The sequence below is a fragment of the Cupriavidus sp. 86D6 genome (genome assembly GCF_057815095.1).
In genome coordinates this window covers 122,008-147,235 of sequence record NZ_JBYPSB010000010.1, presented here as the reverse complement: position 1 = coordinate 147,235, position 25,228 = coordinate 122,008, and the positions used below count along the sequence as shown (strand labels likewise).

Here is a 25,228-nt window from a genome sequence, read left to right as displayed (position 1 = left end):
GGTGCAAGCAATGGGCGCGGCACACAATTCCGATTTGCCGAAGGGAGGACACGGCCCCGGAAAAGCCACGGGATTACCCTGAGCCGGTCCCGGCCCCCATCCCTAAGCCGGACAGAAGCCGCGCTTCAGCAAATGCGAATGTTGCTGCCACGGCAGCTCGGGAATAATGGCCTCACCCCCGACATAGACGGACATTGCCATGCACGCTGCACAGGACCAAGACCAGATTTACCCCGAAATCCGCGAGGCCGTACGCGACCTCTGCCAGCAGTTCGACTCCGCGTACTGGCAGCGCATCGAGGAACACAACGGCTTTCCGGAGGAATTTGTCCAGGCGCTGACCCAGGCGGGCTGGCTGTCCGCGTTGATCCCCGAGGCCTATGGTGGCTCGGGCCTGCCGCTGACCGCCGCGTCGGTCATCATGGAAGAGATCAACCGCAACGGCGGCAATTCCGGCGCCTGCCACGGCCAGATGTATGTGATGGGCTGCCTGCTCCGCCACGGCTCCGACGCGCAGAAACAACGCTGGCTGCCCGGCATCGCCTCGGGCGAACTGCGCATGCAGTCGATGGCCGTGACCGAGCCCACCACCGGCACCGACACCACCAAGCTCAAGACCACCGCCGTGCGCCGCGGCGACAAGTACGTGATCAACGGCCAGAAGGTGTGGATTTCGCGCGTGCAGCACTCCGACCTGATGCTGCTGCTGGCCCGCACCACGCCGCTGGACCAGGTGAAAAAGAAGTCCGAAGGCCTGTCGGTCTTCGTGGTGGACCTGCGCGAGGCCATCGGCAACGGCCTGACCGTCCAGCCGATCCGCAACATGGTCAACCACGAGACCAACGAGCTGTTCTTCGACAACCTGGAGATCCCCGCCGGGAACCTGATCGGCGAGGAAGGCCGCGGCCTCAAGTACATCCTCGACGGCCTGAATGCCGAGCGCATCCTGATCGCCGCCGAATGCATCGGCGACGGCTACTGGTTCGTCGAACGCGCCAGCGGCTATGCACGCGAGCGCATCGTGTTCGACCGTCCCATCGGCCAGAACCAGGGCGTGCAGTTCCCGATCGCGCGTGCCTACGTCAACGTGGAAGCGGCCAGCCTGATGCGCTACAAGGCGGCGCAGCTGTTCGACGCCGGCAAGCCGTGCGGCAAGGAAGCCAACATGGCCAAGCTGCTGGCGGCCGACGCGTCGTGGGAAGCCGCCAACGTGTGCCTGCAGACGCACGGCGGCTTCGGCTTCGCCGCCGAATACGACATCGAGCGCAAGTTCCGCGAAACGCGCCTGTACCAGGTGGCGCCGATCTCCACGAACCTGATCCTGTCCTACGTGGCCGAGCACGTGCTCGAACTGCCGCGTTCGTTCTGACCGCCTGACTCCAACGCCGAACATGCCCAACGACACCTATCCGACGCGCCAGCTCTGCGAGTTCCTGGCGCAACTGAAGCTCACCGACGTGCCCGCTCCGGTGGTCGAACGGACCAAGGACCTGTTTCTCGACTGGATCGCCTCCGCCATCGCCGGCAAGGACGCGCCGGCCATCCGCCGCATCCAGGAATTCGCCGCGGCCATGGGGCCGCAGTCGGGCGATGCGGAGGTCTTTGTCGACCGCCGCCGCACGTCGCCCTACTTCGCCGCGCTGATCAACGGCGCGTCGTCGCACGTGGTGGAGCAGGATGACGTCCACAACGGCTCGGTGCTGCACCCGGCCGCCGTGGTCTTCCCGGCCGTGGTGGCCGCCGCGCAGGCCGAGGGCAAGACCGGCGCCGAGGTGCTGCTGGCATCGATCGCCGGCTACGAGGCGGGCATCCGCATCGGCGAATTCATGGGCCGCTCGCACTACCGCGTGTTCCACACCACCGGCACGGTTGGCACGCTGGCCGCCGCCGCTGGCGTTGCCAAGCTGTACGGGCTGGACGCCGAAGGCATCAACCAGGCGCTGGGCTCCGCTGGCACGCAGGCCGCCGGGCTGTGGGAATTCCTGCGCGATGCGGCGGACTCCAAGCAACTGCATACCGCCAAGGCCGCCGCCGATGGCCTGCAGTCGGCGTGGCTGGCCCGCGCGGGCTTTACCGGCGCGAAGCAGATTCTGGAAGGCGCGCAGGGCATGGCGGCCGGCATGTCGAGCGACGCCAACCCCGCCGCGCTGACCGACGGGCTCGGCACGCGCTGGGCCACTGCCGAGACGTCGTTCAAGTTCTTTGCCTCGTGCCGCCACACGCACCCGGCGGCCGATGCGCTGAAGGCCCTGATGCAGCGCGAAGGCCTGCAGGCCGAACAGATCGACGCCGTGACCGCGCACGTGCACCAGGGCGCCATCGACGTGCTCGGCCCGGTGGTCAATCCCGTGACGATCCATCAGGCCAAGTTCTCGATGGGCACCGTGCTGGGCCTGGTGGCCGTGCACACGCATGCCGGCCTGGGCGAGTTCGAGCAGCACGCGCTGCAGGACCCGCGCATCGCGGCATTCTGCAACAAGGTGACGATGGCGCTGGACGACGAGATCAACGCGGCCTACCCGCGCCAGTGGATCGGCCGGGTGACGGTGCGCACCACCGACGGCCGCGCGCTGGAGGCCAGGGTCGATGTGCCCAAGGGCGATCCGGACAACACGCTGTCGCGCCCCGAACTCGAAGCCAAGGCCGTCCAGCTGGGCGCGTTCCGCCACGGGGCCAGCGAGGCCGAAATGCGCACCATCATCGACCGTGTCTGGCGCCTGGACCAGCAGGCCAACGTCAACGACTGGCTGCCCGCCAGCCGCTAACCGTCCACCGACTACCCATTGCCATGACCACCCTTACGCTCGAACAACTGCGCGAATGGATCGGCCGTTCGGAGTCGCGCACCGAGACCCTGGCGGCCGAGCCGGTCCATGCGCTCGCGGCCACCTTCGATCTCGATGGCGCAGCCATCGCCAGCCAGCCGCTGCCGCCGCTGTGGCACTGGCTGTACTTCCTGCCCCGCGCGCCGCAGCACACGCTCGGCCAGGACGGTCATCCCACGCTGGGCGGATTCCTGCCACCCGTGCCGTTGCCGCGCCGCATGTGGGCCGGCAGCGAGCTGTCCTTCCACCGTGGCCTGCGGGTCGGTGAGACGGTCACCCGTACCTCGACCATCACCGACGTGCAGCACAAGGCGGGCCGCACCGGCGAACTGTATTTCGTGTCCGTCGATCACGTGTTCACGGTTGGCGGCGAAACCGCGCTGACCGAGCGGCACGACATCGTCTACCGTGCCATGCCGCCGAAGGGGCAGCCCCAGCCGCCGCGCCCGGCACTTGAGCAGACCGCACAGTTCGGCCGCACGCTGCAGGCCGACCCCACGCTGCTGTTCCGCTTCTCGGCGCTGACGTTCAACGCCCACCGCATACACTACGACCTGGACTACGTGCGCGACGTGGAAGGCTATCCCGGCCTGATCGTGCATGGCCCGCTGCAGGCCATGCTGATGCTGGAACTGCTGCGCCACGAGCGTCCCGACGCGCGCGTGACGCGCTTCGGCTTCCGCGGACTGGCGCCGTTGTTCCACCAGGACACCGTGGCCGTGGGCGGTGCCGACGATGCCGGCACGCCGGGCCGCGTGCTGCTGTGGACCGGCGACAATGCCGGCGGGCAGGCCATGGCGGGCTGGGCCGAGACCGAAAGCCGCGCCTAGTGGTGGATCGGATTGAGGGTCATCATCAGCTGCATCGGCGGGTTGGCGGTGTCCCGGCTGCCGAACGTGTAGATGCGATCGCCGTTGCCGCGCAGGCAGAAGGCGATGGTGTCCTTGCCTTCCGCAATGGCTTCGTTGATGGCCTTGCCGACCTTGAACGTGCGGTACTGGATCACGTTGTCCAGGTACATGTCCGTCATGGTGCCCTCGCAGGGCGGCGCATTGTTGGCCGTGATGGTGTCCTCCGTCCAGTCCGTCGACACGCGGTACAGGCGGATGATGGCGGCCGTCGTGTCGGTGGTGTTGCCGCCGTAGATCCGCAGCTGATAGTCGGGCGTGAAGCTTGACGGCACGCTGGCCGCACCCTGCGGGATGCGGAACTTCATGTAGATCATCGACTCCGGCGTGGTGCCGCTGGCCCGCTGCGCGTACAGCGACAGGTCGTTGCCATAGTTCTTGTCCGCCGTGTCGCCGCCGCGTACCGTGGCATCGCCAAGCGACTCGCTGTACGCGTAGGGCACCTGCTTGTTGCAGAGCCGGCCCGCGTTCAGGCAATAGTCGGCCATGTAGCGCAGCGATTCGTCGCGCCATCCGTTGAAGAAGTCGGCGTGCGCGGTGTAGAGCGTGCCCCAGTTCTGCGCCACCACCCTGCCAAACGCGTCCAGCGTGGGGTCCATCGACAGCCGGGCCTCGGTCAGGTCGGTCACCTGGCCGATCATGTAGGCCAGGTTCAGGTTCACTTCCGGGATGTGGATGGGATGCGTCGCCGGGCAGACGCCCTGCTTGTCCGGATACACCACGTTTTCGATCACGCCCTTGAGCGGAGCCAGATTCCGGCCGTCCCAGCACGTCGGGAAATTCACGCCGATATTGAACTGGGTGCCTTTCTCGGGATCGGGCACGCAGTCGGTGGGAATCGTGTTGGTATAGCCGCGTCCGTTACACAGGAACGATATCCTTGGATTGGGCAGCGCGCCGTTGTGGTCGCCGGCCAGCATCCGTAGTCCTGCCGGCAGCGGCTCCACGCGCACGCGGCGCCCCGACGGCACCGCCACGTTCGTGTAGTAGGTCTTCTGGTACGTGGGCGGCACGATCCTGCCATCGGGCGTCTTCAGTGCAGGCGCCCAGTACGCCGTGGCGTCGGCCGCGTTCTCGCAGGTCGTGCCATGTTCGGCGCGCAGCGTCTCCGGCGTCGACAAGGCGTTGGCCGTCGTGTTGCCGAGGAAGTCGTGGATCATGGCGATACCGGGCTTGCCCGGGTAGACGATCGGGTCGTCCGCCAGCGTGTGCGAATAATCGCAGATGATGGTGGCATTGCCGTCGGCCACCGATTGCGCGGAGACGCCGCCCGCCATCGCCAGGCCACAGCACAGCGCGGCCCACTGCATTCTCGATTTCTTCATGATGTGCCCCCTTGGACGAAGTACGCAGGGTCATGCTGCTGCGCGGCCATCCACGGGGCAATGGAACATCATGGAACATCATGGGTCAGCGCCGGCCCATGTCCGGGGCCGCGCTGCGGGTGACCAGCCCGCTCAGATCACCAGTTCGATCAGGAACGGTCCCTTGCGCTGGTTGGCCTGCTGGAACAGGTCGTTGAACGCGTCCATGCTGTCCGCGCGTGCCGCTTCGACGCCCATGCCGTTGGCCATCTTGACCCAGTCGAGGTCCGGATTGCCGATGTCCAGCATGTCCATCGCCGTCTTGCCGGGGTTGGCGCCCACGCCAGCCAGTTCGCCCAGCAGGATGGCGTACTTGCGGTTGGCCAGCAGCACGACGGTCACATCGAGCTTTTCACGCGCCATGGTCCACAGCGATTGCAGCGTGTACATGCCCGAGCCATCGGCCTGCAGCGCCACCACGCGGCGGTCCGGCGCGGCGATGGCGGCGCCCGTGGCCAGCGGCAGGCCGGCACCGATCGCGCCACCAGTCAGCTGCAGCCAGTCATGCGGCGCGGCGTGGACGGTGCCCGGATAGAACGCACGGCCGAAGCTCACGCTTTCTTCCACCACCACGGCCTGCTCGGGCAGCAGCGCGGTCAGCGACTGGGCCACCGCCTCGGACGTGATCGCGCCCTTTGCGGCCGCCACTGGCATCGCGGCCGACGCAGGCAGCTTTGCCTGGCGCGCACCCAGTTCGTCGGCCAGGCGCGCCAGGGCTTCGCCGAGGTCTTCCTCGGCGCGGGCCAGCACATGGATCGTGGCGTCTTCCGGATACGGGCGCGGCGACTTGCCCGGATAAGCGAAGAACGTGACCGGAGGCGGCGCACCCACCAGGATCACGTTGCGGATGCCGGCCAGCTTCTGGCGCGCGGCATCGCCCGAGTACGGAATCCGGTCGATCGCCAGCCGGCCGCGACCGCGCGTCACGCGCGCGTTCGACATCGGCGTGATCAGGCGGGCATCGGTGGCAGCGGCGATGCGGTGGGCGTCGCCCAGCGCACCTTCGCGCAGCGCGCTGCCGGCCAGCACGATCAGCGTCGGCTGCCCGCTGCGCAGGATGCGCGCGGCATTTTGCACGGCGTCCGGGGACACCTTCGGCACAGCCAGCGGGGGCAGCGGCGCGGCCACCTGGCCCCCCTCGTCCCAGCACACGTCGGACGGCAGGATCAGGCTGGCCACGCCGCCGGGCGCGCTGCGCGCGGCCTGCACGGCTGCCGCGGCATCGGCACCCACCGACGCGGCATGCGTGGCGGTGCGCGTCCACACCGATACGGGCCGAGCCCAGCCTTCGGTATCGGCGGTCAGTGGCGCATCCAGCGGGCGATGGTAGGTGGCCTGGTCACCAATGATGTTGACGATCGGCGTCTGTGCGCGGCGGGCGTTGTGCAGGTTCGCCAGGCCGTTGGCCAGGCCGGGGCCGCAATGCAGCAGCGTGGCGGCGGGCTTGTCGGCCATCCGCGCGTAGCCGTCGGCGGCGCCCGTCACCACGCCCTCGAACAGGCCCAGCACGCAGCGCATGCCGGGGATGCGGTCCAGGGCGGCCACGAAATGCATCTCGCTCGTGCCGGGGTTGGCAAAGCAGGTATCCACGCCGCAGGCCAGCAGCGCCTTCACCAGGCTCTCTGCGCCGTTCATCTTGTCTTGTGTCTCCATCTTGGGTTCCATGCGGTTGGCGGTGGTCAGCAACGATTGGCGAGCAGGTCGAAATCCAGGCAGACGTACTCGGTGGGAAATTCGATACGCGCGTAATAGACGATCACATCGTCGACGCAGGCAAAGCGGCGCAGTTCGGCCACGGGCGCGCCGACGGCCAGCTCCAGCGCGCCGGCGCATTCCGCGCCAGCCGGCACGATGGACAGGCGCTGGCGGGCGGCATTGACCTTGAGGCCGGGAAAGCGGTCCAGCACGGGCACCGACGCGCCCTGGCGGAACGCCTCGGGCTCGCGCGCAAACACATCGGCGGCGATATAGACCTCACCCACGGCGAACGGCCGGCCTTCCAGGCGATGCGCGCGGCGCAGGAAATGGTAGGCGTCGGCGCGCCGGGCGGCGCAAGGCATGCCCAGATCGTCGGGCAGGTGCACATCGGCAGTGGATTCCACCATGGCTTCGGTGGATAGCTGGTCACCCACCGCCACGGCCTGGTCCCAGCTGATCGGCAGCGCCAGCGGGCGGCGCGCACGGCCGGCGGTCTTGACGAAGGTGCCGCGGCCGCGCGAGCGCGCCACGAGCCCTTCGGCATCGAGCTGGGAAATGGCGTGATGCATGGTCATGCGCGCCACGCCGTACTGGCGGCACAGGGCATCGAGCGATGGCAACTGCTCGCCCTGACGCCAGGCGCCGCTCTCGATCTGGCGGCGGAATATCGTGGCGAGCTGCAGGTAGACGGGCTCGCGGCTGCGGGAAAGAAGGTCGGTGGCGTCCGGCATCGGGGGTACATGGCGCGGCCGGCCGGCGCATGACTGCACCGGCGCTTCCGGCCGATACCGGACTCTATTAAAAGTCTAGCTGGCTAGACTACTAGGGTTTACACCCCGGCCGTTCTGCCATGCGAGCCGCAGCACACCCAGATTGGCGACCGGCGCTCAGGCCGCGGGGATGACCGCCAGCGCAAACCCATCGTTGCTGGCCGCATCAGCCTGCGGACACAGGCCGAGCGCGACCGCGTGGCGGATCGACGCCGCCAGCGCCTGCTTGCGCCGCCACGCCGAACGCTTCTTCGACGCCACTTCCGCAATGTCGCGCTCGGGTTGCTGCACGGGCAGTTCGAAGTTGCCGCTGGATAGCGCCGTGCCGTGGTATTCGGCCCAGAAGCTTTCGTAGTCCGCCTGGATTTCGCGGGGACGGTGGCGCTGGCGGCCCACGTGATTGGCGCGCGACACCGCCACGATCCGGCGCGCGCCAATCTGACCAGCCAGGGCCAGCAGCGCCTGCATGAGCGCATCCTTCGGCCGTAGGCCTTCACACGCCTTGGTGGCGGCGCGGATCCAGTCCCGGCTGGCGTCGTTCATCGGGCCCTGCAGCCCGCCTATATAGAGTTCCACGCCATCGGCGGCACGTCGCAGGTAAAAGCTCAGTTGCGCCAGGCTGGCCCCCGTTTCGTTGTCGATCCAGTAGAGCCCGAGTTCGCCTTCCCGGGGATTCGGCCCCGAGTCGGTCAGCCGCAGCGTGTAGCGGCCATCGCCGAAGGCCCAGTCCAGTCCGCCGCCCAGATAGATACGGTCGCAGACGCCAGCCGGTAGCGCATCGTGCATGAGCGAAAAATGCTCCAGCACCAGCCGCGCGCGCTCGCCAAAGCACAGGCCGTAGGCCCCAAGCGGCCGAAACGGCTTTTCCAGCACCACCGGCCGTGCGGCAATCACCCGCTCCAGCAACGCGCACGAAGACGCCTCGCGCAGCCAGAACTGTGCCGTACTGCGACGGATGGCCGACAGCGCGACAAGCTTGATGCGCCGGGACAGCCATTTGCGGCTGCCCGTCGGATAGCAAAACGTTGAAACCGACGCGACTGTGCCGAGATAGCGCACATAATCGGCCGGCAAAAGATGAAGAAATCCCCCTGCGTGGCTCTGAAGGCTCTGCAGACATGAAACTGGTCCATGCACGACTAACTGCTCCCCTGGTTGGCATGCCGATCTTCTTCGAGACCTGATCACGCAGTGACGACCCTCGCATTCGCGGCCGGTATCCGCCGCAACGCGGCCGACCGCCTTTGTTGGATTTGTTCGTGGGGAAGGCGGCCCAGCTCGTAATATTCCGTAACGCGTTGAAATATTGTAGGTTGACATTGTTACATGCTGGCGATAATCCTGTAACAAACCCACGGCAGGAAACGATTGCCCATCAATGAAAAAAGGCGGAGCCCGAAGGCCCCGCCCGTTGATCGTCACACGTGTCCGCGCATGACGCGTGGTCCGGCCTTGTGGGCCGGGACGTGCTGGCTTACCAGCGAACGTCCCGCTCCCAGGCCTTCATTTCCTCTTCCGCCCGTTCCTTCGTATAGCCGTAGCGTTCCTGGATCCGGCCGGCCAGCTGGTCACGCTTGCCGTTGATGACGGTGATGTCGTCGTCGGTCAGCTTGCCCCACTTTTCCTTGATCTTGCCCTTGGCCTGATCCCATTTGCCTTCGATCTGGTCCCAGTTCATATCTGGCTCCTTCGTGTGTCAGTGGACTGTGGATCATTGCGTTGCGGCGTCATACGTGCCGGTTCGCGCGTCTGCCCGCAGCGGGCTGGCTTGCGTCGTTACTTGGCGTACTTGGCCTTCACATTGGCCTGGCACTTATCCTTGGCATCGCCGGACATCGCGTCGCACTTTTCCTTGTCGGCCTTGTAGGCGGCGTTGGTCGTGTCCTTGCGGGCATCGGCGCGGGCCTCGGCCACGTCGGTGCTGGTACCCGTGGCGGCGGCCTTGTCGACCTTGGCTTCACCCAGGGCGCGCTCGTGCGATGCCTTGGCTTCCTTCACGCACACGTCCTTGTCGTTGCCCTTCTTGTCGTCGCACATTTCCTTGGCCACGTCATAGTCGCGGTCGGCCTTGGTCTTCAACGCCTTGGCGTGCGCCTTCTCGGTGCCGTCGCGCTTGGCTTCGGCGTTGGCCTTGGCCACGTCGTGGTCGCGCTTGGCTTCGGCCTTGCAGACGTCCTTGGCATTGCCGGACATCCCGTCACATTTGCTCTTGGCCGTCTTGTAGTCGGCATCGGCCTGCTTCACGGCAGCGTCATAGTCCGCCTTCGAACCCGCCTGCGCATAGGCCATGCCCATCGGCGCGGCCACCATCAACGAACATACTGCTGCACTCAGCCACTTCTTTGCGATCATGTCGTGCTCCTTTCTCGAGGTGGATACTTATCGGGCCCGGCAATCTCCGCGTTGCAAGCTGCTGGATTGCGTTGTGGCCCCGCTGTAGTTGCAGGTTATGTTTTGCCACCCCGTCGAAGCAGAAGGCCGCTGCTGAAACATTCGTAAGACAATTCCCACAGCATCACATTTGCTTAATGCAAGTGTCAAAGCGGGACGGCCGGCAAGCCATGCGGCATAACGTGGCGGCCCATGAAAAAGGGCCGGCATGAGCCGGCCCCGGGCAATGACTGCAGCCCTTAAAAAACGGCGTCGCGTTCAGTGGGGCACCGAGTCGAGACCTGTTTCCTTCACTACGGCCTGCGCGGCAGGCGCCGCCAGGAATTCCAGCAAGGCCTTCGCCTCGGCGGGGTGCTCTGCCTTGACCGGCACGCCGCCCGCGAAACGCGTGACGGACTGCACTTCCTCGGGAATGCGGCCCACAAACGTCACACCGGGTACGGGCAGCAGTTCGGCCACCTGCTGGAAGCCGATCTCGTACTGGCCATTGGCCACCGTCGACGCGACCGGAATCTTTTCCACTTTCTTCGCCTTGGCAGCCAGCGCCGGAACGCCAAGCTTCGTGAACAGCTCGCGCTCCACGTAGACCCCGCTCGCGCTATCCGAATACGCGATCGACTTCGCCTGCGTCAGTGTCTGGCGCAAGGCGTCCACGGTGCGGATATCGGGCACGGTCGCACCCTGGCGCACCACCATGCCGATGCGCGAGTCCGCCAGTTCCACGCGCGACTGCGGATCGACCACGCCCTTCTTGATCAGGTCGTCCAGCGCATAGCCCACCATGATGACCACGTCGGCATGCTCGCCGCGCGCCAGCCGGTTCGGAATGGCCTCGGGCGATTTGCCCATCGACGGCCCGTGCTCGGTGTTTAGCCGGGCACCGTACTGCGCGGTGAAGCCGGGCGCCAGCTTCTGGTAGGCGGCCGTGAAGCCGCCAGAAATCATCACATGCAGATCGGGCGCCTGCGTCGGGGCCTGCCCGGTTGGCTGGGCGGTGGACTGCGCATGGACGCCCGGCGCCAGCAGCATTGCTGCCGCAGCGCCCACCGCCATCCAGTTGGTCTTGCTCATGTACTTTTCTCTCCTTATCGGTCAGGCGGTACCCGCAGACTATAAGGGATGGCGGGGCGGCGCCGCAAAGTCACATTTCAAGAAGACCCCTTCACGAATACCGAAGGGGTCGGCCCGGAACGAACTTGCGTTTTGTATCGATCGCTCTATAATCAGCCCTACGTTTCATACAGATCGATACAAAACGAGATCCGCCATGGCACGACCCCGACAATTCAATGCGAATGCGGCGCTGTCCGCAGCCCAGGCCACGTTCTGGGCCAAGGGCTACCACGCCACGTCCACGCGTGAGCTGACCCAGGCCATGGGGCTGACCCAGCCAAGCCTGTACAACGCATTCGGCGACAAGCGGCAGCTGTTCATGCAGGCACTGGACGACTACCTGAACCGCACGCTGCGCGAACGTATCGACCGCATCGAGGCCAGCTATCCGCCGGCGCAGGCGCTGGTGCAGTTCTTTGCCGAAAGCGTCGAACGCGGCGCCACCGAGCTGCCGCACCGTGGCTGCATGCTGATCAACACGGCGCTGGAGGCCTCGAACGAAGACCCCGAACTGAAGGCCGCCGTGGCGCTGGAACTGTCGCTGCTGCGCGCGTTCTTCGGGCGGGTGATCCGCGCGGCCCAGGCCGAAGGCACCATCGCCGCCGTCCATGACCCCGACGACGCCGCAGCCATGCTGCTGTCGCTGCAGGTTGGCATGCGCGTGCTGTCGCGCGTCATGCCGGAGCGCGCGCTGCTGGAGGCCTCAGTGCGCCCCGCACTGGCGTCGCTGGGCCTGCAGGCCGACGGCCCGCCGGCCTAGAACCGCCCCACTCCCCCGATTTTCGACACGCTCCCACGCGGCCCGGCGCCGCGTGGCGGAGACGTTCGCCCCGACATTCGTGAAGGAAAAACCATGTCTCAAGATGCCCCCGCCGCCGTTCCCGTTCCGGGCGCCCCATCCGACAGCCGATCGCTCGACACGCGCGCCCTCCATGCCGCGTTTGCCGGCCTGTCCGCCAGCCTCGTGGCCATCGGCCTGGCCCGCTTTGCCTACACGCCGCTGATTCCGGCGCTGATCCAGGCCCACTGGTTCAGCGCGGCCGATACGGTCACGCTGGGCGCCGCCAACTTTGCCGGCTATCTGGCCGGCGCGCTGCTGGGGCGGCCGCTGGCCGCGCGGATGTCCAACCGTCATGCACTGCGCTGGCTGATGGTGGCCGTCACGGCGGCATTCTTTGCGTGCGCGTTTCCGCTGTCGGTTGGCTGGTTCTTTGTCTGGCGCTTCCTGTCGGGCCTGTCGGGCGGTGCCATCATGGTGCTGGTGGCCACGGCCATCCTGCCGCATATCGCGCCGGCCCGGCGCGCCTTTGTCAGCGGCATGATCTTCCTCGGGCTCGGTATCGGCATCGCCGCATCGGGCACGCTGGTGCCGGAACTGCTCAAGTTCGGCCTGCGTACCACGTGGTTCGGCCTTGGCGCCGTGTCGCTGCTGCTGACCGCGCTGAGCTGGACGGGCTGGCCTGCCACCGACACGCCGCCGGGCATGCCGGCGGCCACCCCGGCCGGCCACCATGCGGCCGACAGCGCGCTGGCGTCGCATCGTCGCGCGTTGCGCGTGATCTATATCCAGTACGCGGCCAATGCCCTGGGACTTGTGCCGGCGATGGTGCTGCTGGTGGATTACGTGGCGCGCGGCCTGGGCCAGGGCGCGTCGGTGGGCGCGGGATACTGGGTGCTGTACGGCATCGCCGCGATCGCGGGTCCGGTGGTCAGCAGCTGGCTGGGCGGCCGGATGGGCTTCGGCAACGGCTACCGCATCGCCATGGTGCTGCAGGGGCTGGCGGTGAGCCTGCTGGCGCTGTCGCACCAAACGGCGGCGCTGTGGGCGGCCACCATCGTACTCGGCGCATTCACCCCCGGCATCGTGCCGATGGTGCTCGGCCGCGTGCAGGAACTGCTGCCGCATGACCCCACGGCCCAGCGCGCCGCGTGGAGCCGCGCCACGGCATCGTTCGCGCTGTTCCAGGCGCTGGGCGGCTACGGCTATGCGTGGCTGTTCTCGCATACGCACGAGAACTACACGATGATCTTCGCGTGCGGCGCGGTGGCCATGGCCTTCGCGTTCGCGGCAGACTTCACCGTGCGGCGGACGGCCCCGGAGCGGGCCCAGGCATGAATCCGGACGGCGGCCTCAGCTGCCGTCCGCGAACTTTTGCAGCAGGCGCATGAACTCGCCAAATTCGGCCTCGGAGAAATTGCGCAGGCGATGATTGAGCACTTCGGGCGCGATATGGGGCAGTTGCGCCGCCACGTCCCTGCCCTTGTCGGTCAGGATCAGGTGGATGACGCGACGGTCCTCGTCGCTGCGCTGGCGCTGCAGCAGGCCCTTGTTTTCGAGCTTGTCCAGCATGCGCGTCATCAGGCCGGTGTCGATGCCCAGCAGCCGGCTGACCTCCAGCGGCGTGCTGGCCATCCCCCGCATCAGCGACAGCAGGATGCCCATCTGCTGGGCGGTAATGTCCAGCGGGCGCAGCGCGGCATCCATCTCCATGAGCAGGCTGTTGCGTGCCCGGTTCAGGTGAAAGCCGACACTTTGCGTTAGCTGGAAGTTTTCGCGTGTGTAGTGTTTCACGGCATTTCAGGCAAATCAGGAAATGCCAATGTATCTGAGGCGTCAGAAAAAGAAAAGGACGCCGAGCGGCGCCACAGGGGCGCCCTTCGTTTCGATCCGTTTCAGACGGACGATTCAGATACGTGGGGCCCCGCCCGGCTGGCCCAGCATGGCCATCACCTGCTTGACCACGGCATCGCCCACGCGCTGCGCTTCGCCGGCAAGGCTGTCGCGCCGGGCTTCGGTCGCCCCGTGCAAGCCGGCGCTGGCCGCCACCGACGTGGCCACGTGGCTGGCCGCCGCCCCCACGCCAGCCATCTCGGCCACGCCGGGCATATGGCCGCTGTCGGCGCTGGTATCGAACAGCGCCAGCGGAATCGGCTGGGCATGTGCCGGCTGGTACAGCACCTGGACCGATGCCGACACATCGCTCTTGCCCGCGCCCAGACCGATCATCGTGCGACGGCGCTGATTGCCTTCGTCGATCCTGTCGAAGCGGCCTTCCACGATCAGGGCGTTGGCATCGGCGGGCACCGGGCCGTCGAGACGCACGGCATGCAGCCCCTTGGCCTGAAGCTGGCGGACGATCTCGTCGGCCGTGGCATTGCGCGCGGCCAGTGCGGCCTGGTCCTGGGCACCGCCGCCAGCGTCGCCAGCAGCCATTGCCTTGATCCGGTGCATCATCGTGTTGTCGACCTTGACCTGGCTGGCGCTCACGTCGAAGCCACGCACATAGACCACGTCAGCCTGCACGTGCGACAGCGACGCCGGCACCGACGCTTCGGAGATCATCGTCGTGGCCGACGCGCCGCCAGCCATCATCATCGATGCCGCAGCCACGGCGGCGATGGTCAGTTGCCTGGCGGTGCGCGAGAGCGTCTGGAAAGTGTTCGTCATGATAGGGGGTCCTTGCTGGTGGTTGCGGTTGGCGCCGGACATCGGCGCCGGCAGACCCAGTATTGGACGAAGCCGCGCAACAGGCCAGGCGATAACTATTTCATCCCATGTCACGCGGGCAGCGACACCACCACCTCGAGCCCACCGCCTTCGCGCTCGCGGAACGACAGCGCGCCGCCGTGCAGCCGCGCGATGCGATCGACGATGGCCAGCCCCAGGCCCGTGCCGCCCTCGCCATGCGTATTGCAGCCCCGGCTGAACGGTGCGCGCAACGGCTCCAGATCCGCCGCGCCCAGGCCCGTGCCGCGATCGCAGATCGCCACATGGGCCTGCCGGCCGTCGTGCCAGGTGCGCACGAACAGGCCCGTCTTGCCGTACTTGATCGCGTTCTGCATCAGGTTCATCAGCATGCGCAGCATGCTGGTGGGCCGATACACCACCGGGGGCAGCGGCCCAAGGTCGAGCTCGAATTCGTGCCCCAGCCCTGCGAAATCGGCCGCCAGCTGGCGCACCAGCGCATTGAGGTCACCCGGCTGCGGCGTCTCCTTCTCGCCGCTGCCGGCGTAGTCCATGAACTGCTGCAGGATCATGTCGATGTGATCGAGATACCCTTCCACCGACGCCACGAATGCGTCGTCGGTGCCGCGCGGCAGCGTCATCGCCATGGCCAGGCGCAGCTTGGTCAGCGGCGTGCGGATGTCGTGCGAGACGCCCGCCAGCATCAGCGCGCGCGTTTTGTCGGCCTGGCGCAATGCCTCGGTCATATCGTTGAAGGCACGGCTGACCTCCGCGATTTCGGTGGGGCCATTGGTCGGCAAGGCCTCGGGCATCTCGCCCGCATGGATGCGGTTGGCCGCCTGCGCCAGGTCCTGCAGCGGCCGGTTGAGATGGCGCTGCAGCAGGTAGCCGGTCAACGCCGCCAGCAGCGCAAGCGCCGCCGACAGCGCAATGGCGGCCGTGATGCCGCTGGCCTGTGCGTCGGCCGTCATCGGCAGCGCAATCCACGTGGGCGATCCGGCGGCATGCACCTGGATCCACAGCTTTTCGTCGTCGTCGCCGCCCCGCCAGCGCACATCGGTGTCTTGCGCCAGGTCGCGCCGCAACGCGCGCATGAACACGTCGCGCTGCCAGGTGCGGAAAGGGTGGGCCGTGTCGGCGCCGGGCGGATCGTCGGGCGGCGGATCGGCCTGGCCGCCCATGCGCGCCACGGCCGCGCGGGCTTCGCCGGCGGGCATGGTGCCGAGCGCGCGGTCCATCAGCATGACGTAATGAGAAAACACGGCGGCGGCCCGCTCCACGCGCGGACGCTGCACGTAGTGCAGCAACACGAATAGCGAACAGGCCTGCGTCAGGAAGACCAGGATCACCAGCAGGACGATGTTGCGCGCCAGCAGCGATCGCGGCAGCATGCGACGCATCATGCATCCACGCCCGCCACCAGCATGTAGCCGACGCCCCAGACGGTCTTGATGAAGCGGGGCCGGGACGGATCTTCCTCCACGATCTGGCGCAGCCGCAGGATCTGCACGTCGATGCTGCGGTCCAGCGCGTCGTGGTCGCGGCCCCGGGCGCGCGCCAGCAGGTTTTCGCGGCTGACCGCGCGGTTGGGCGACGATCCCAGCGCGTGCAGCAACAGCATCTGGGCCGAGTGAACTTCCACGGGCGCCCCGCCGCGCGTCAGCGTCTGCTTGCCGACATCGAAGCGGAATTCCCCGAAGCTCAGGGTCTGGCTGGTCACCGTCGGGTCGCCCGCGGCGATCTTCTGGCGCCGCAGCAGCGCGCGGATACGCGCCACCAGTTCATCGGGCAGGAACGGCTTGGCCAGGTAGTCGTCGGCGCCGGTATCCAGGCCGACCACGCGGTCGGCCGGGTCGCCCTTGGCCGTCAGCATCAGGATGGGCAGCGTCTGGCCTTCGGCCCGTAGCCGGCGGCAGATCGAGAGCCCGTCCTCGGGTTCCATCATCAGGTCCAGCACCAGCAGGTCGTAGGGCTCGCGCTGCAGGTAGCGGTTGAGTTGCTTGGCATCGGCCACGGCCCGCACCTGAAAGCCATGGCCGGTCAGAAAACGCTGCAGCATGTTGCGCAGCTCGGCCTCGTCGTCGAGCACGATGATGCGGTGTCCCTGGTCCATGCCGTCCCTCCGGTTCTTGTGCTTCTGATCCTGGACTGACCTGCCGGCCCCGGCAATGCCCCTCAACGCGACCGCATGCGCTGGGCCATGAACGCCTCGATCTGCGGCAGCGTCAGATAGCCCGCGTGGTGCGCGTCCATCTCGTCGAAGTGCCGCGCCACCATCGGCATTCCCGCCTGCGCCTGTGCGCGCGTCAGCTTGCCGTCCCGCGTGGTGTTGGCGTTGGCAAAGCGGGTCTGGAGTTCGGACAGCACCTGCTCGGTACGTGCCATGCGGTTTTCACCGCCGCCGCCCGCCAGGCCTTGCGCACCGGCCCCTGCAGAAACAATACACAAGATCATTACCGTGATCATCTTCTTCATGATGCAACTCCGTTGGTTTGCCGGCATCTGGCGGGCTTGCCCCCGGCCGGCGAGGTTGAAATCGTTGCGGCGAACGCCGCCGCTCAGGCGTAGTGCGCCGGCACCCAGACGCGGCCCACCCAGTGGCCCGGCACCAGCACGGCCACCCGGGCCGGCGCCACATAGACCGGCGGCGGGGCCACCACGACGGGCGCCACGCGCACCGGCGGGGGCGGTGTGACGACCACGGGCGCAGGCACCACCACGGGCGGCGGAGGCGGCGGCAGGACGGGAGCGGCCGGTGCCACGACTGCCACGGGTGCGGGCGGCGGCACTATCACCGGCACCGGCACCGGCGCCACGACCACCGGCGCAGGTGCGGGTACATAGATCGGGGCCGCCCCCACCACGACCGTGCTGCCGGTGCTGACCGTTGCCCCGTGGTAGACGGTGCTGCCGCCGCTGGTCGTCACCACGCCCGGCGCCACGCGGGTGGCGCTGCCGGAATGGGTGACGCTGCCGTCATCGCTGTTGCTGACGGTGCCGGACCGATCGCAGGTGTTGCCAGCGCAGTTCGTCCCGGCCGAATGGTTCCAGCTGTTGCCATTGCCGCCCGTCACGGTGCCCGACGAGCGGTACAGCCCGGGGCCGTCGCGCGTGACGCTGCCGCTGGTGCTGGCCGTGCGGCCGTTGGAACCGGTCATGTCGCCCGTATGGTCACAGGTGCCGCCCGCGCAGCTGGTGCTGCCGTCGTGCTGCACCGAACGGCCGTTCGGCCCGACCGCCGTGCCGGCATTCGAGAACTGGCCCGGTGCGTTGCGCGTCACGGTGCCGGTGTTGGTGGCTGTCCGGCCCCAGGGGCCCACGGCGCCGCCGGCATGCGTGCAGCTGCCGCCGCCGCAGGACATCGCATGGCCGCCGCTGAATTCGCCGCGCGGCGTATAGGCATGGAAGTGACCACCGCTCCAGGCGAAGGCCGAAGCATTGGCGAGCAGCATCAGCGATCCGGCTGCGGCGATCAGGCGGCGGTTGGCCATGGTGTGTCCTCTCGGTTCGATTGACGCGTGGTGTTGCGTCGACGGGCTGAACTCTAGGAGGCGGATCGCTGGCTGTCGCCCTGGCATTCATGTCGGGATATGTCACGCCGGTCCGGTGTAACCGGACGACATGATTGGCCGCGGGAAGCTGTCCCGCCGCGTGCGCCATGCACATCGCCGGCCCGGTGTGCGATCATCTGGACCTGTCCCGACTTCCGTCCCGCCGCCCCCAGACCATGCCCGAACGCATCAGCGAAGACATCACGTTCCGCAAGCTCGAAGCGTTGCTCGCGTTCATGGACACGGGCAACCTGGCCAAGGCCGCCGAGGTGCTGGAGGTCAGCACCGTCAGCGTGCACCGGGCCTTGCATTCGCTGGAGGAAGGGTTGCGCTGCGCACTGTTCCGCCACGAGGGCCGCAACCTGCTGCCCACCGAAGCGGCCCACGTGCTGGCCGATGTGGCGCGCGACGTGCTCAAGACCATGGCCGATGGCGTACGCGTGACGCGCGAGGCCGCCGGCTATTCGGCCGACCAGCTCAAGATCGGCTCGCTCTATTCGCTGACGATCCGGACGGTGCCGCAGGTGGTGATCGGCATCAAGATGCGCCGCCCCGAACTGCAGACCGAGCTGGTGCTGGGCTCCAACGCCGACCTGCTCGACAAGCTGCGCCAGGGCACCATCGACGCCACCTTGATGGGGCTGCCCGAGCCGAGTGCCGAGATCGAGTCGATCCCGATGTTCGAGGACGACATCTTCTTTGCCACGCCGGCCGACTCGCACTACGCGAAGCTGCCCGCCGTGGACCTGCGCCTGTGCCGCGACGAGCCGTTCGTGTCGCTCGGTGACGGGTTCGTGACGTCGAGTGGCTTTGCCGAGGCCTTCCGCATTGCCGACTTCACGCCCAACGTGGTGATGAAGGTGGGCGACATTTTCTCGCTGATGAACCTCGTGGGCGGCGGCATCGGCTACTCGCTGCTGCCGGGCCGCGTGCGCGACGTGTTCGCGCGCAACGTGGCCTTCGTGCCGCTGACGGCCGACTACGGCATGAAGCAGACCATCGGGCTCAGCTTCCTGCGCCGCCGCGAGCGCGACCCGAACCTGCTGGCGCTGGCCGCCGTCTGTCGCATGCTGACGCAGTCCGGCGGCCGCCCGCCCTGCTGATCCACCCCCGGGATCAGCCTCCCACGATCGCCTTGGTGGCCAGGTACAGTACCGACGGCCCCAGCAGGCAGCCCAGCCCGGTGTGGAACGTGGCCACCAGCGCGCCGTAGGGCACCAGCCGGCGGTCCGTGGCGGCGAGTCCGGCCGAGACCCCGCTGACCGTGCCGGCCAGCCCGCCGAACACCATGGCGGCGCGCGGGTTGTTCAGGCCAAGGAAGCCCGCGGCGAATGGCGTGCCGACCATCACGATGATGGCCTTGATCAGTCCGGTGGCGATCGACAGGGCAATCACGTCCGAACTGGCGCCAAGCGCCGCGCCGGTCACGGGGCCCACGATATAGGTCACCGCGCCCGCGCCGATGGTCGTCATGCTGACGGCGTCGCTGTAGCCGAACGCCCGCGCCACCAGCGCGCCGACGATGAACGGCACCACGGTCCCCAGCAGCAGCGACACGGCGCCCACCATCCCCGCCTTGCGCGCCTCGCGCACCTGCACCTCGAAGGCCGTGGCAACGATGGCGAAGTCGCGCAGCATGGCGCCGCCCATCAGGCCGATGCCCGAGAACAGCGCAAAATCGGCCAGGCCTTTTTCCTTGCCGGTGACCACGCCACCGTAATAGGCCAGCCCCAGGCCGATCATGATGGCGATGGCCGACGCATGCAGCCGCCCTTTCGTCAGCCGCCTTGAAATCTGCGAAGACACCCACATCACGATGCCGACCGTGGCAAAGGCGGTTACCAGGCCGTTGTGGAGCAGGACGTTGTCGAACATCATGGCCGGCGCAGCGATAGTCATGGCGATCTCCCGGCTTATTGCGAAACGGCTTCGGCCGGCAGCGGCGGCAGCGGCTCGTGATCGCCGGTGCGGCTGAGCAGCGCGATCAGGCAGGCGCAGGCCGCCACGGCCAGGATGGCCGCCAGCACGGCCACCGGTCCGCCGCGCAGCGCGGCCACCACATTCTGCTGGGCCGCCATGGCCACCACCACGGGGATGTACATCGCCCCCCAGAAGCCCACGCCGGCCTCGGTCTCCCTGGGCATCAGCCCCCGGTCGTGCAGGTAGAGCCGGATGAATATCAGCAGCAGCATGGCAATGCCCACCCCGCCCACATTCGACTTGACGCCGATGGCCGCGCCGAGCAAATCGCCCAGGTACAGGCCCACCAGGTGGCAGATGGCCAGTAAAGCGGTTCCGTAGATGATCATGGTTGTCTCCAGTTGGTATGGTTGGTATGGCGGGCGCCGCGTCCCCGGTGGGGCGGACATTTGCAGACAACTCTAGGAACGGCGGCGCGCCGCATCAATCAACCAGCGGCGCACGATCGTTACGGTCCGGTTAATCGTCCCGTTACCGTGGGTGAAGGGTTTAGTTACGCCCGCCGTAACGGTCCGTCGCCGACGTTGATTGTTCGCCCGCCGCCGCGTGGCCTATCGTTGCCGTAACGACCGCAGCACACCGGAGACGTCATGCTGAATCCGATACCGGAACGACAATGGGACACGCGCCGCAACGAAAAGCGGCGCCGCCAGGACCTGGGCGCGAAAATCGCCACGGGCAAGGTGGTGCCCACCGGCGACATCGTGCGCTTTCTCGAAACCATCACGGCCCCCGGCGACCGCGTGGTGCTGGAGGGCAACAACCAGAAGCAGGCCGATTTCCTGTCGCGTGCGCTGGCCGAGGCCGATCCGTCGCGCGTGCATGACCTGCACATGATCATCCCGAGCGTGAGCCGGGTGGAACACCTGGACCTGTTCGAGCGCGGCATCGCCCGCAAGCTCGACTTCGCCTACGCGGGCGCCCAGAGCGTGCGGATCTCGCAGTTCCTGGAAGACGGCCTGCTCGAAGTGGGCGCCATCCACACCTATATCGAGCTGTATTCGCGGCTCTATGTCGACCTGACGCCGCAGATCGTGCTCACGGCCGGCTACAAGGCCGACCGCGAGGGCAACCTGTACACCGGCCCCAGCACCGAGGATTCGCCGGCCCTGGTGGAAGCCGCGGCGTTCCGCGACGGCATCGTGATCGCCCAGGTCAACGAGATCGTCGATGACCCGGCCGGCCTGCCGCGCGTGGACATCCCGGGCTCCTGGATCGACTACGTGGTGCAGTCCGACAAGCCGTTCTTCTGCGAGCCGCTGTTCACGCGCGATCCGCGGCTGATCAAGCCGGTGCACATCCTGATGGCGATGATGGCGATTCGCGGCATCTACGAGCGCCACAACGTCCAGTCGCTGAACCACGGCATCGGTTTCAACACCGCCGCCATCGAACTGATCCTGCCCACCTACGGCGAGCAGCTGGGCCTGAAGGGCAAGATCTGCAAGTACTGGACGCTGAACCCGCACCCGACGCTGATCCCGGCCATCGAATCGGGCTGGGTGGAAAGCGTGCACAGCTTCGGCAGCGAACTGGGCATGGAGGACTACGTGGCCGCGCGCCCCGACGTGTTCTTCACCGGCCGCGACGGCAGCATGCGCTCGAACCGCGCGCTGTGCCAGCTGGCGGGCCAGTACGCGGTGGACCTGTTCATCGGCTCCACGCTGCAGATCGACGGCGACGGCCATTCCTCGACGGTCACGCGCGGCCGGCTGTCCGGCTTCGGCGGCGCGCCGAACATGGGCCACAACCCGGGCGGCCGCCGCCATGCCACGCCCGCCTGGCTGGACCTGATCGAAACCGACGACCCGCTGGCCCGGGGCCGCAAGCTCGTGGTGCAGATGGTGGAAACGTTCCAGGCCGGCGGCAAGCCGACCTTCGTGGAATCGATGGATGCCGTGCAGGTGGCCAAGGACAGCGGCATGCCGCTGGCGCCGGTCATGATCTACGGCGACGACGTCACGCACGTGCTGACCGAGGAGGGCATCGCCTACCTGTACAAGGCGCGTTCGCTGGAAGAGCGGCGCCGCATGATCGCCGCCGTGGCCGGCGTCACGCCGATCGGCATGCGGCACGATCCGGCCACCACGCGCCTGATGCGCAGCGACGGCCTGATCGCGCTGCCCGAAGACCTGGGCGTGCATCGCGCGCAGGCCACGCGATCGCTGCTGGCCGCGCGCAGCATGGCCGACCTGGTGGAATGGTCGGGCGGCCTCTACAACCCGCCGGCCCGCTTCAGGAGCTGGTGATGACTGCCGCGCTTGCCCCTCTCCCACCGGCCGCCCATGGCGATGTCGCGCCGTCCCGCCTGGCCGGCGCCATTGGCGGCCTGGCCGTCGCCGTGCTGGTCGACGAAGCCCGGCTGGCGCCCAAGCCCGGCCTGGTGGACGCGCGCGGCAACGGCACCCATGCGGACATGTCGCTGACACTGATGATCGCTTCGGCGCACAGTCTGGCCGACAGCTTCGCGGCCATGGCCCTGGCCGGGCAGCACGCGCGCCGCATCGACGTGGCGCTGCGCGAGCGGCTGGGCGCACTGGGTCGCGAGGCCGAAACGGCCATGCTGCGCGCCACAGGCGGCGTGAACACGCATCGCGGTGCGATCTGGGCGCTGGGCCTGCTGGCCGGTGCGGCCGGCTGGCTTGGCAAGACGCGCGGCGCCGTGCCGCGCGCGAAGGCCATCGCCCAGATGGCCGCGGTCATCGCCCGCATGCCCGATCGCCATCGTCCGGCCCACACTGGCAACAAAGGCGAGCTGGCACGTGCCGCCTACGGCGTGGGCGGCGCGCGCGAACAGGCCGAGGCCGGCTTTCCGCACGTGATGGGCATCGGCCTGCCAACGTTGCGCGAGGCCCGCGCGCGCGGCGACGCCGAGCCCACGGCGCAGGTCAACGCGCTGCTGGCCATCATGGCGCGGCTCGACGACACCTGCGTGCTGGCGCGTGCCGGCCGTGCCGGGCTGGCCGATGTACAGGCCGGCGCCGAGGCCGTGCTCGACGCCGGCGGCATCGGCACGCTGGCCGGACGCCGGCGCCTGCACGACCTCGAAGCCACGATGCACGCGCGCCGTGCCTCGCCGGGCGGCAGCGCCGACCTGCTGGCCGCCACCCTCTTTCTTGATCGGCTTGGCGGGCTTTGGGCCGCGCCATCTGGAGAACACTGATGGAACAGCTCCGTTTCGAATATGCGGCAGGCGCCCCGGCCGCGCACCGCGTGCTGGTGGGCGTGGTCGGCTCTGGCGACCTGGAAGTCATCATCGAGCCCGGTGAAGCCGGCAAGACCCGGATCGATGTGACCACGTCGATCAACGGATACGGCCGCGTCTGGGATGCCCAGCTCAACCGCGTGTTCGGCGCCGGGCCGCGCCCCGCGATGAAGATCCGCATCCACGACTTCGGCGCCACGCCCGGCGTGGTGGGCATGCGCCTGGCCGAGGCGTTCGAAGCCCTCGACGACAAGGAGCCGACATGACCCGCGCCGCCCTGCTCTCCCGCGAAAGCTTTGTCGAACTCGGCGCACGCGAGCGCGCCCGCGCCCTGCTGGACCCCGGCACCTTCCGCGAACTGGCCGGGCCGTTCGATGGCCTGACCTCGCCGTGGCTGGAACGCCAGGGCGTCGTGCCGCAGGGCGACGACGGCGTGATCGTCGCCAAGGGCCGGATCGACGGGCAGCCCGCCGTGGTGCTGGCCATCGAAGGTTCGTTCCAGGGCGGCAGCCTGGGCGAAGTGGGTGGCGCCAAGATTGCCGGCGCGCTGGAACTGGCCGCCGACGACAACCGCCACGGCGTGCCCACGCGTGCCGTCATCCTGTTCGAAACCGGCGGCGTGCGCCTGCAGGAGGCCAACCTGGGGCTGGCCGCGATTGCCGAAATCCATGCCGGCATCGTGGACCTGCGCCGCTACCAGCCCGTGATCGGCGTGATCGCCGGCCAGGTGGGCTGCTTCGGGGGCATGTCGATTGCCGCCGGCCTGTGCAGCGCGCTGGTGGTCACGCGCGAGGCGCGCCTGGGCCTGAACGGTCCGGCCGTGATCGAACAGGAGGCCGGCGTGGGCGAATACGATTCGCGCGACCGCCCGTTCATCTGGGGCCTGACCGGCGGCGAGCAACGCCATGCCACGGGCCTGGCCGACCGCTATGTCGACGACGACGCCGCCGCGATCCGCGACGTGGTGGCCGAACTGGCATCCGCGCCCGTGCAGGACACCCCGCGCAGCGAACGCTACGCCGACTATCTGCAACGCATCGCCGCCTACATCGCTGGCGACGCCGTCCATCAACCGGACCCGGCCACCGTGCGCCGCCTCTATGGAGACCGTCAATGAGCGCCACGCCCACACAATCGGCACCCCGCGCCCCGAGCCGGGGCGACACCTGGCTGGCCGCCCTGAGCGGCAACGCCGCGCGACTGCCCGGCTATCCGGCATCGGTCCAGGTGGCCGACGTGGAGACCGCCGGCCGCGCCGCCCGCCTGATCGCCGTGGTGCCCGATGCCGCCAGCCCGTTCCCGCGTGCGCGCCAGGGCGAGGTAGGACTGCTCGAAGGCTGGTCGCTGGCGCGCGCCGTCCATGACGCCGTGGCCGCCGACCGCGATCTCCCGGTCAAGCGTGCCATCGTCGCCATTGTCGATACACCCAGCCAGGCCTATGGCCGCCGCGAGGAAGCGTTTGGCATCCATCAGGCCCTGGCCAGCGCGGCCGCTGCCTATGCCACGGCGCGGCTGCAAGGGCATCCCGTGATTGCGCTGCTGGTCGGCAAGGCGATGTCGGGGGCGTTCCTGGCGCACGGCTACCAGGCCAACCGCATCCTGGCGCTGCGCGACCCGGGTGTACAGGTCCACGCGATGGGCAAGGAAGCCGCCGCGCGCATCACGCTGCGCAGTGTCGAAGACCTGGAGGCGTTTGCCGCCACCGTGCCGCCGATGGCCTACGACCTCGACAACTACGCCACGCTAGGCCTGCTGTGGCGCACCGTCGCCGTGCAGGACGCCGCCGCCCCCACCGCGCAGGACATGGCCGCCGTGCAAGGCCAGCTTGCCGAGGCACTGGCCGACATCGACGCCGATCCGCAGCGCAACCTGCGCAGCCGCCTTCACGGCGAAAACCGCAGCGCCACGCGTCAGGCCCGCGCATTGCTGGCCAGCCAGTGGCAGGACCGGGACTGAC

The 25,228-nt window shown here is 68.1% G+C and carries 26 protein-coding genes; 11 read left to right on the top strand and 15 right to left on the bottom strand.

Translation table 11 applies throughout. The features are described from left to right. The first annotated feature begins 199 nt into the window (after positions 1-199). The 3 genes from AC3G88_RS20960 to AC3G88_RS20950 are packed head-to-tail and all read left to right on the top strand — an operon-like array spanning position 200 to position 3,655. A complete protein-coding gene (locus AC3G88_RS20960; protein WP_400394484.1) occupies positions 200-1,369 on the top strand; it encodes an acyl-CoA dehydrogenase family protein in 1,170 nt (389 codons plus the stop codon). Between the two features lie 22 nt (positions 1,370-1,391). Next, on the top strand, positions 1,392-2,765 hold the full coding sequence (locus AC3G88_RS20955) for an MmgE/PrpD family protein (protein ID WP_488773766.1): 1,374 nt from the start codon (positions 1,392-1,394) through the stop codon (positions 2,763-2,765). 23 nt (positions 2,766-2,788) lie between these two features. Next, a complete protein-coding gene (locus AC3G88_RS20950; protein WP_488773767.1) occupies positions 2,789-3,655 on the top strand; it encodes an HTD2 family dehydratase in 867 nt (288 codons plus the stop codon). Here AC3G88_RS20950 and AC3G88_RS20945 read toward each other — a convergent pair. From AC3G88_RS20945 to AC3G88_RS20915, 7 genes are all read right to left on the bottom strand, one after another. Continuing rightward, on the bottom strand, positions 3,652-5,058 hold the full coding sequence (locus tag AC3G88_RS20945) for a DUF1996 domain-containing protein (RefSeq protein WP_488773768.1): 1,407 nt from the start codon (positions 5,056-5,058) through the stop codon (positions 3,652-3,654). The genes AC3G88_RS20950 and AC3G88_RS20945 overlap by 4 nt on opposite strands. 132 nt (positions 5,059-5,190) lie before the next feature. After that, entirely contained in the window at positions 5,191-6,732 is a 1,542-nt protein-coding gene (locus AC3G88_RS20940) for an acetolactate synthase large subunit (RefSeq protein WP_488893823.1), read from the bottom strand. Between the two features lie 44 nt (positions 6,733-6,776). Then, complete coding sequence (locus AC3G88_RS20935; protein ID WP_488773769.1) at positions 6,777-7,526, bottom strand: GntR family transcriptional regulator; 750 nt, start codon at positions 7,524-7,526, stop codon at positions 6,777-6,779. 156 nt (positions 7,527-7,682) lie between these two features. Then, entirely contained in the window at positions 7,683-8,639 is a 957-nt protein-coding gene (locus AC3G88_RS20930) for a DUF535 family protein (RefSeq protein ID WP_488773770.1), read from the bottom strand. Between the two features lie 400 nt (positions 8,640-9,039). Further along, positions 9,040-9,243 carry a CsbD family protein gene (locus tag AC3G88_RS20925; protein WP_153947099.1) on the bottom strand — a complete coding sequence of 68 codons (204 nt, stop codon included), beginning with the start codon at positions 9,241-9,243 and terminating at the stop codon, positions 9,040-9,042. A gap of 98 nt (positions 9,244-9,341) precedes the next feature. Continuing rightward, the gene (locus AC3G88_RS20920) at positions 9,342-9,914 is read right to left on the bottom strand and encodes a hypothetical protein (protein WP_249640910.1); all 573 of its coding nucleotides are present in this window, start codon (positions 9,912-9,914) and stop codon (positions 9,342-9,344) included. A gap of 300 nt (positions 9,915-10,214) precedes the next feature. Next, positions 10,215-10,985: a substrate-binding domain-containing protein gene (locus tag AC3G88_RS20915; protein WP_488773864.1), complete on the bottom strand. Its 771-nt coding sequence runs from the start codon at positions 10,983-10,985 to the stop codon at positions 10,215-10,217. Positions 10,986-11,223: 238 nt separating this feature from the next. On the opposite strand from AC3G88_RS20915, the gene AC3G88_RS20910 reads away from it, so the two are divergent. Together AC3G88_RS20910 and AC3G88_RS20905 are read left to right on the top strand one after the other, a co-directional pair. Continuing rightward, positions 11,224-11,829 carry a TetR/AcrR family transcriptional regulator gene (locus tag AC3G88_RS20910; RefSeq protein ID WP_488773771.1) on the top strand — a complete coding sequence of 202 codons (606 nt, stop codon included), beginning with the start codon at positions 11,224-11,226 and terminating at the stop codon, positions 11,827-11,829. Positions 11,830-11,922: 93 nt separating this feature from the next. Further along, positions 11,923-13,185 carry a YbfB/YjiJ family MFS transporter gene (locus AC3G88_RS20905; RefSeq protein WP_488773772.1) on the top strand — a complete coding sequence of 421 codons (1,263 nt, stop codon included), beginning with the start codon at positions 11,923-11,925 and terminating at the stop codon, positions 13,183-13,185. Positions 13,186-13,200: 15 nt separating this feature from the next. Here AC3G88_RS20905 and AC3G88_RS20900 read toward each other — a convergent pair whose 3' ends face one another. The 6 genes from AC3G88_RS20900 to AC3G88_RS20875 all read right to left on the bottom strand — a co-directional run bounded on the left by AC3G88_RS20900 (position 13,201) and on the right by AC3G88_RS20875 (position 18,026). Then, a complete protein-coding gene (locus tag AC3G88_RS20900; protein ID WP_249640907.1) occupies positions 13,201-13,641 on the bottom strand; it encodes a MarR family winged helix-turn-helix transcriptional regulator in 441 nt (146 codons plus the stop codon). Positions 13,642-13,755: 114 nt separating this feature from the next. Then, positions 13,756-14,517: a DUF4410 domain-containing protein gene (locus AC3G88_RS20895; RefSeq protein WP_488773773.1), complete on the bottom strand. Its 762-nt coding sequence runs from the start codon at positions 14,515-14,517 to the stop codon at positions 13,756-13,758. 110 nt (positions 14,518-14,627) lie between these two features. Beyond that, positions 14,628-15,935, bottom strand: coding sequence for an ATP-binding protein (locus AC3G88_RS20890; RefSeq protein ID WP_488773865.1), 1,308 nt, complete (start codon positions 15,933-15,935; stop codon positions 14,628-14,630). Further along, positions 15,935-16,648 carry a response regulator gene (locus AC3G88_RS20885; protein ID WP_488773774.1) on the bottom strand — a complete coding sequence of 238 codons (714 nt, stop codon included), beginning with the start codon at positions 16,646-16,648 and terminating at the stop codon, positions 15,935-15,937. Before AC3G88_RS20885 ends, AC3G88_RS20890 begins: the two co-directional genes overlap by 1 nt. Positions 16,649-16,710: 62 nt before the next feature. Then, positions 16,711-17,010 carry an EF-hand domain-containing protein gene (locus AC3G88_RS20880; protein ID WP_488773775.1) on the bottom strand — a complete coding sequence of 100 codons (300 nt, stop codon included), beginning with the start codon at positions 17,008-17,010 and terminating at the stop codon, positions 16,711-16,713. Between the two features lie 83 nt (positions 17,011-17,093). Further along, a complete protein-coding gene (locus tag AC3G88_RS20875; RefSeq protein ID WP_488773776.1) occupies positions 17,094-18,026 on the bottom strand; it encodes a hypothetical protein in 933 nt (310 codons plus the stop codon). Positions 18,027-18,262: 236 nt separating this feature from the next. Here AC3G88_RS20875 and AC3G88_RS20870 point away from each other — a divergent pair, with 236 nt between their 5' ends. Then, positions 18,263-19,189 carry a LysR family transcriptional regulator gene (locus AC3G88_RS20870; RefSeq protein WP_153947090.1) on the top strand — a complete coding sequence of 309 codons (927 nt, stop codon included), beginning with the start codon at positions 18,263-18,265 and terminating at the stop codon, positions 19,187-19,189. 13 nt (positions 19,190-19,202) lie between these two features. Here AC3G88_RS20870 and madM read toward each other — a convergent pair whose 3' ends face one another. Continuing rightward, on the bottom strand, positions 19,203-19,985 hold the full coding sequence (gene madM, locus AC3G88_RS20865) for a malonate transporter subunit MadM (RefSeq protein ID WP_175459870.1): 783 nt from the start codon (positions 19,983-19,985) through the stop codon (positions 19,203-19,205). 14 nt (positions 19,986-19,999) lie between these two features. After that, complete coding sequence (gene madL / locus AC3G88_RS20860) at positions 20,000-20,395, bottom strand: malonate transporter subunit MadL (protein WP_153947089.1); 396 nt, start codon at positions 20,393-20,395, stop codon at positions 20,000-20,002. 261 nt (positions 20,396-20,656) lie between these two features. Between madL and mdcA the strand changes: the two genes are divergently transcribed. From mdcA to mdcE, 5 genes are read left to right on the top strand one after another with little or no spacing between them, the layout of a single operon-like run. Beyond that, a complete protein-coding gene (mdcA, locus tag AC3G88_RS20855) occupies positions 20,657-22,315 on the top strand; it encodes a malonate decarboxylase subunit alpha (protein ID WP_488773777.1) in 1,659 nt (552 codons plus the stop codon). Then, complete coding sequence (locus AC3G88_RS20850; RefSeq protein ID WP_488773778.1) at positions 22,315-23,229, top strand: triphosphoribosyl-dephospho-CoA synthase; 915 nt, start codon at positions 22,315-22,317, stop codon at positions 23,227-23,229. Before mdcA ends, AC3G88_RS20850 begins: the two co-directional genes overlap by 1 nt. After that, positions 23,229-23,537 (top strand): malonate decarboxylase subunit delta, encoded by a 309-nt coding sequence (locus AC3G88_RS20845; protein ID WP_488773779.1) that lies wholly within the window; start codon positions 23,229-23,231, stop codon positions 23,535-23,537. The genes AC3G88_RS20850 and AC3G88_RS20845 overlap by 1 nt, the downstream gene beginning before the upstream one ends. After that, entirely contained in the window at positions 23,534-24,388 is an 855-nt protein-coding gene (locus tag AC3G88_RS20840) for a biotin-independent malonate decarboxylase subunit beta (RefSeq protein ID WP_488773780.1), read from the top strand. The genes AC3G88_RS20845 and AC3G88_RS20840 overlap by 4 nt, the downstream gene beginning before the upstream one ends. Then, positions 24,385-25,227, top strand: a complete 843-nt coding sequence (gene mdcE / locus AC3G88_RS20835; protein WP_488773781.1) for a biotin-independent malonate decarboxylase subunit gamma — start codon at positions 24,385-24,387, stop codon at positions 25,225-25,227. The genes AC3G88_RS20840 and mdcE overlap by 4 nt, the downstream gene beginning before the upstream one ends. The last annotated feature ends 1 nt before the right edge of the window (position 25,228 follow it).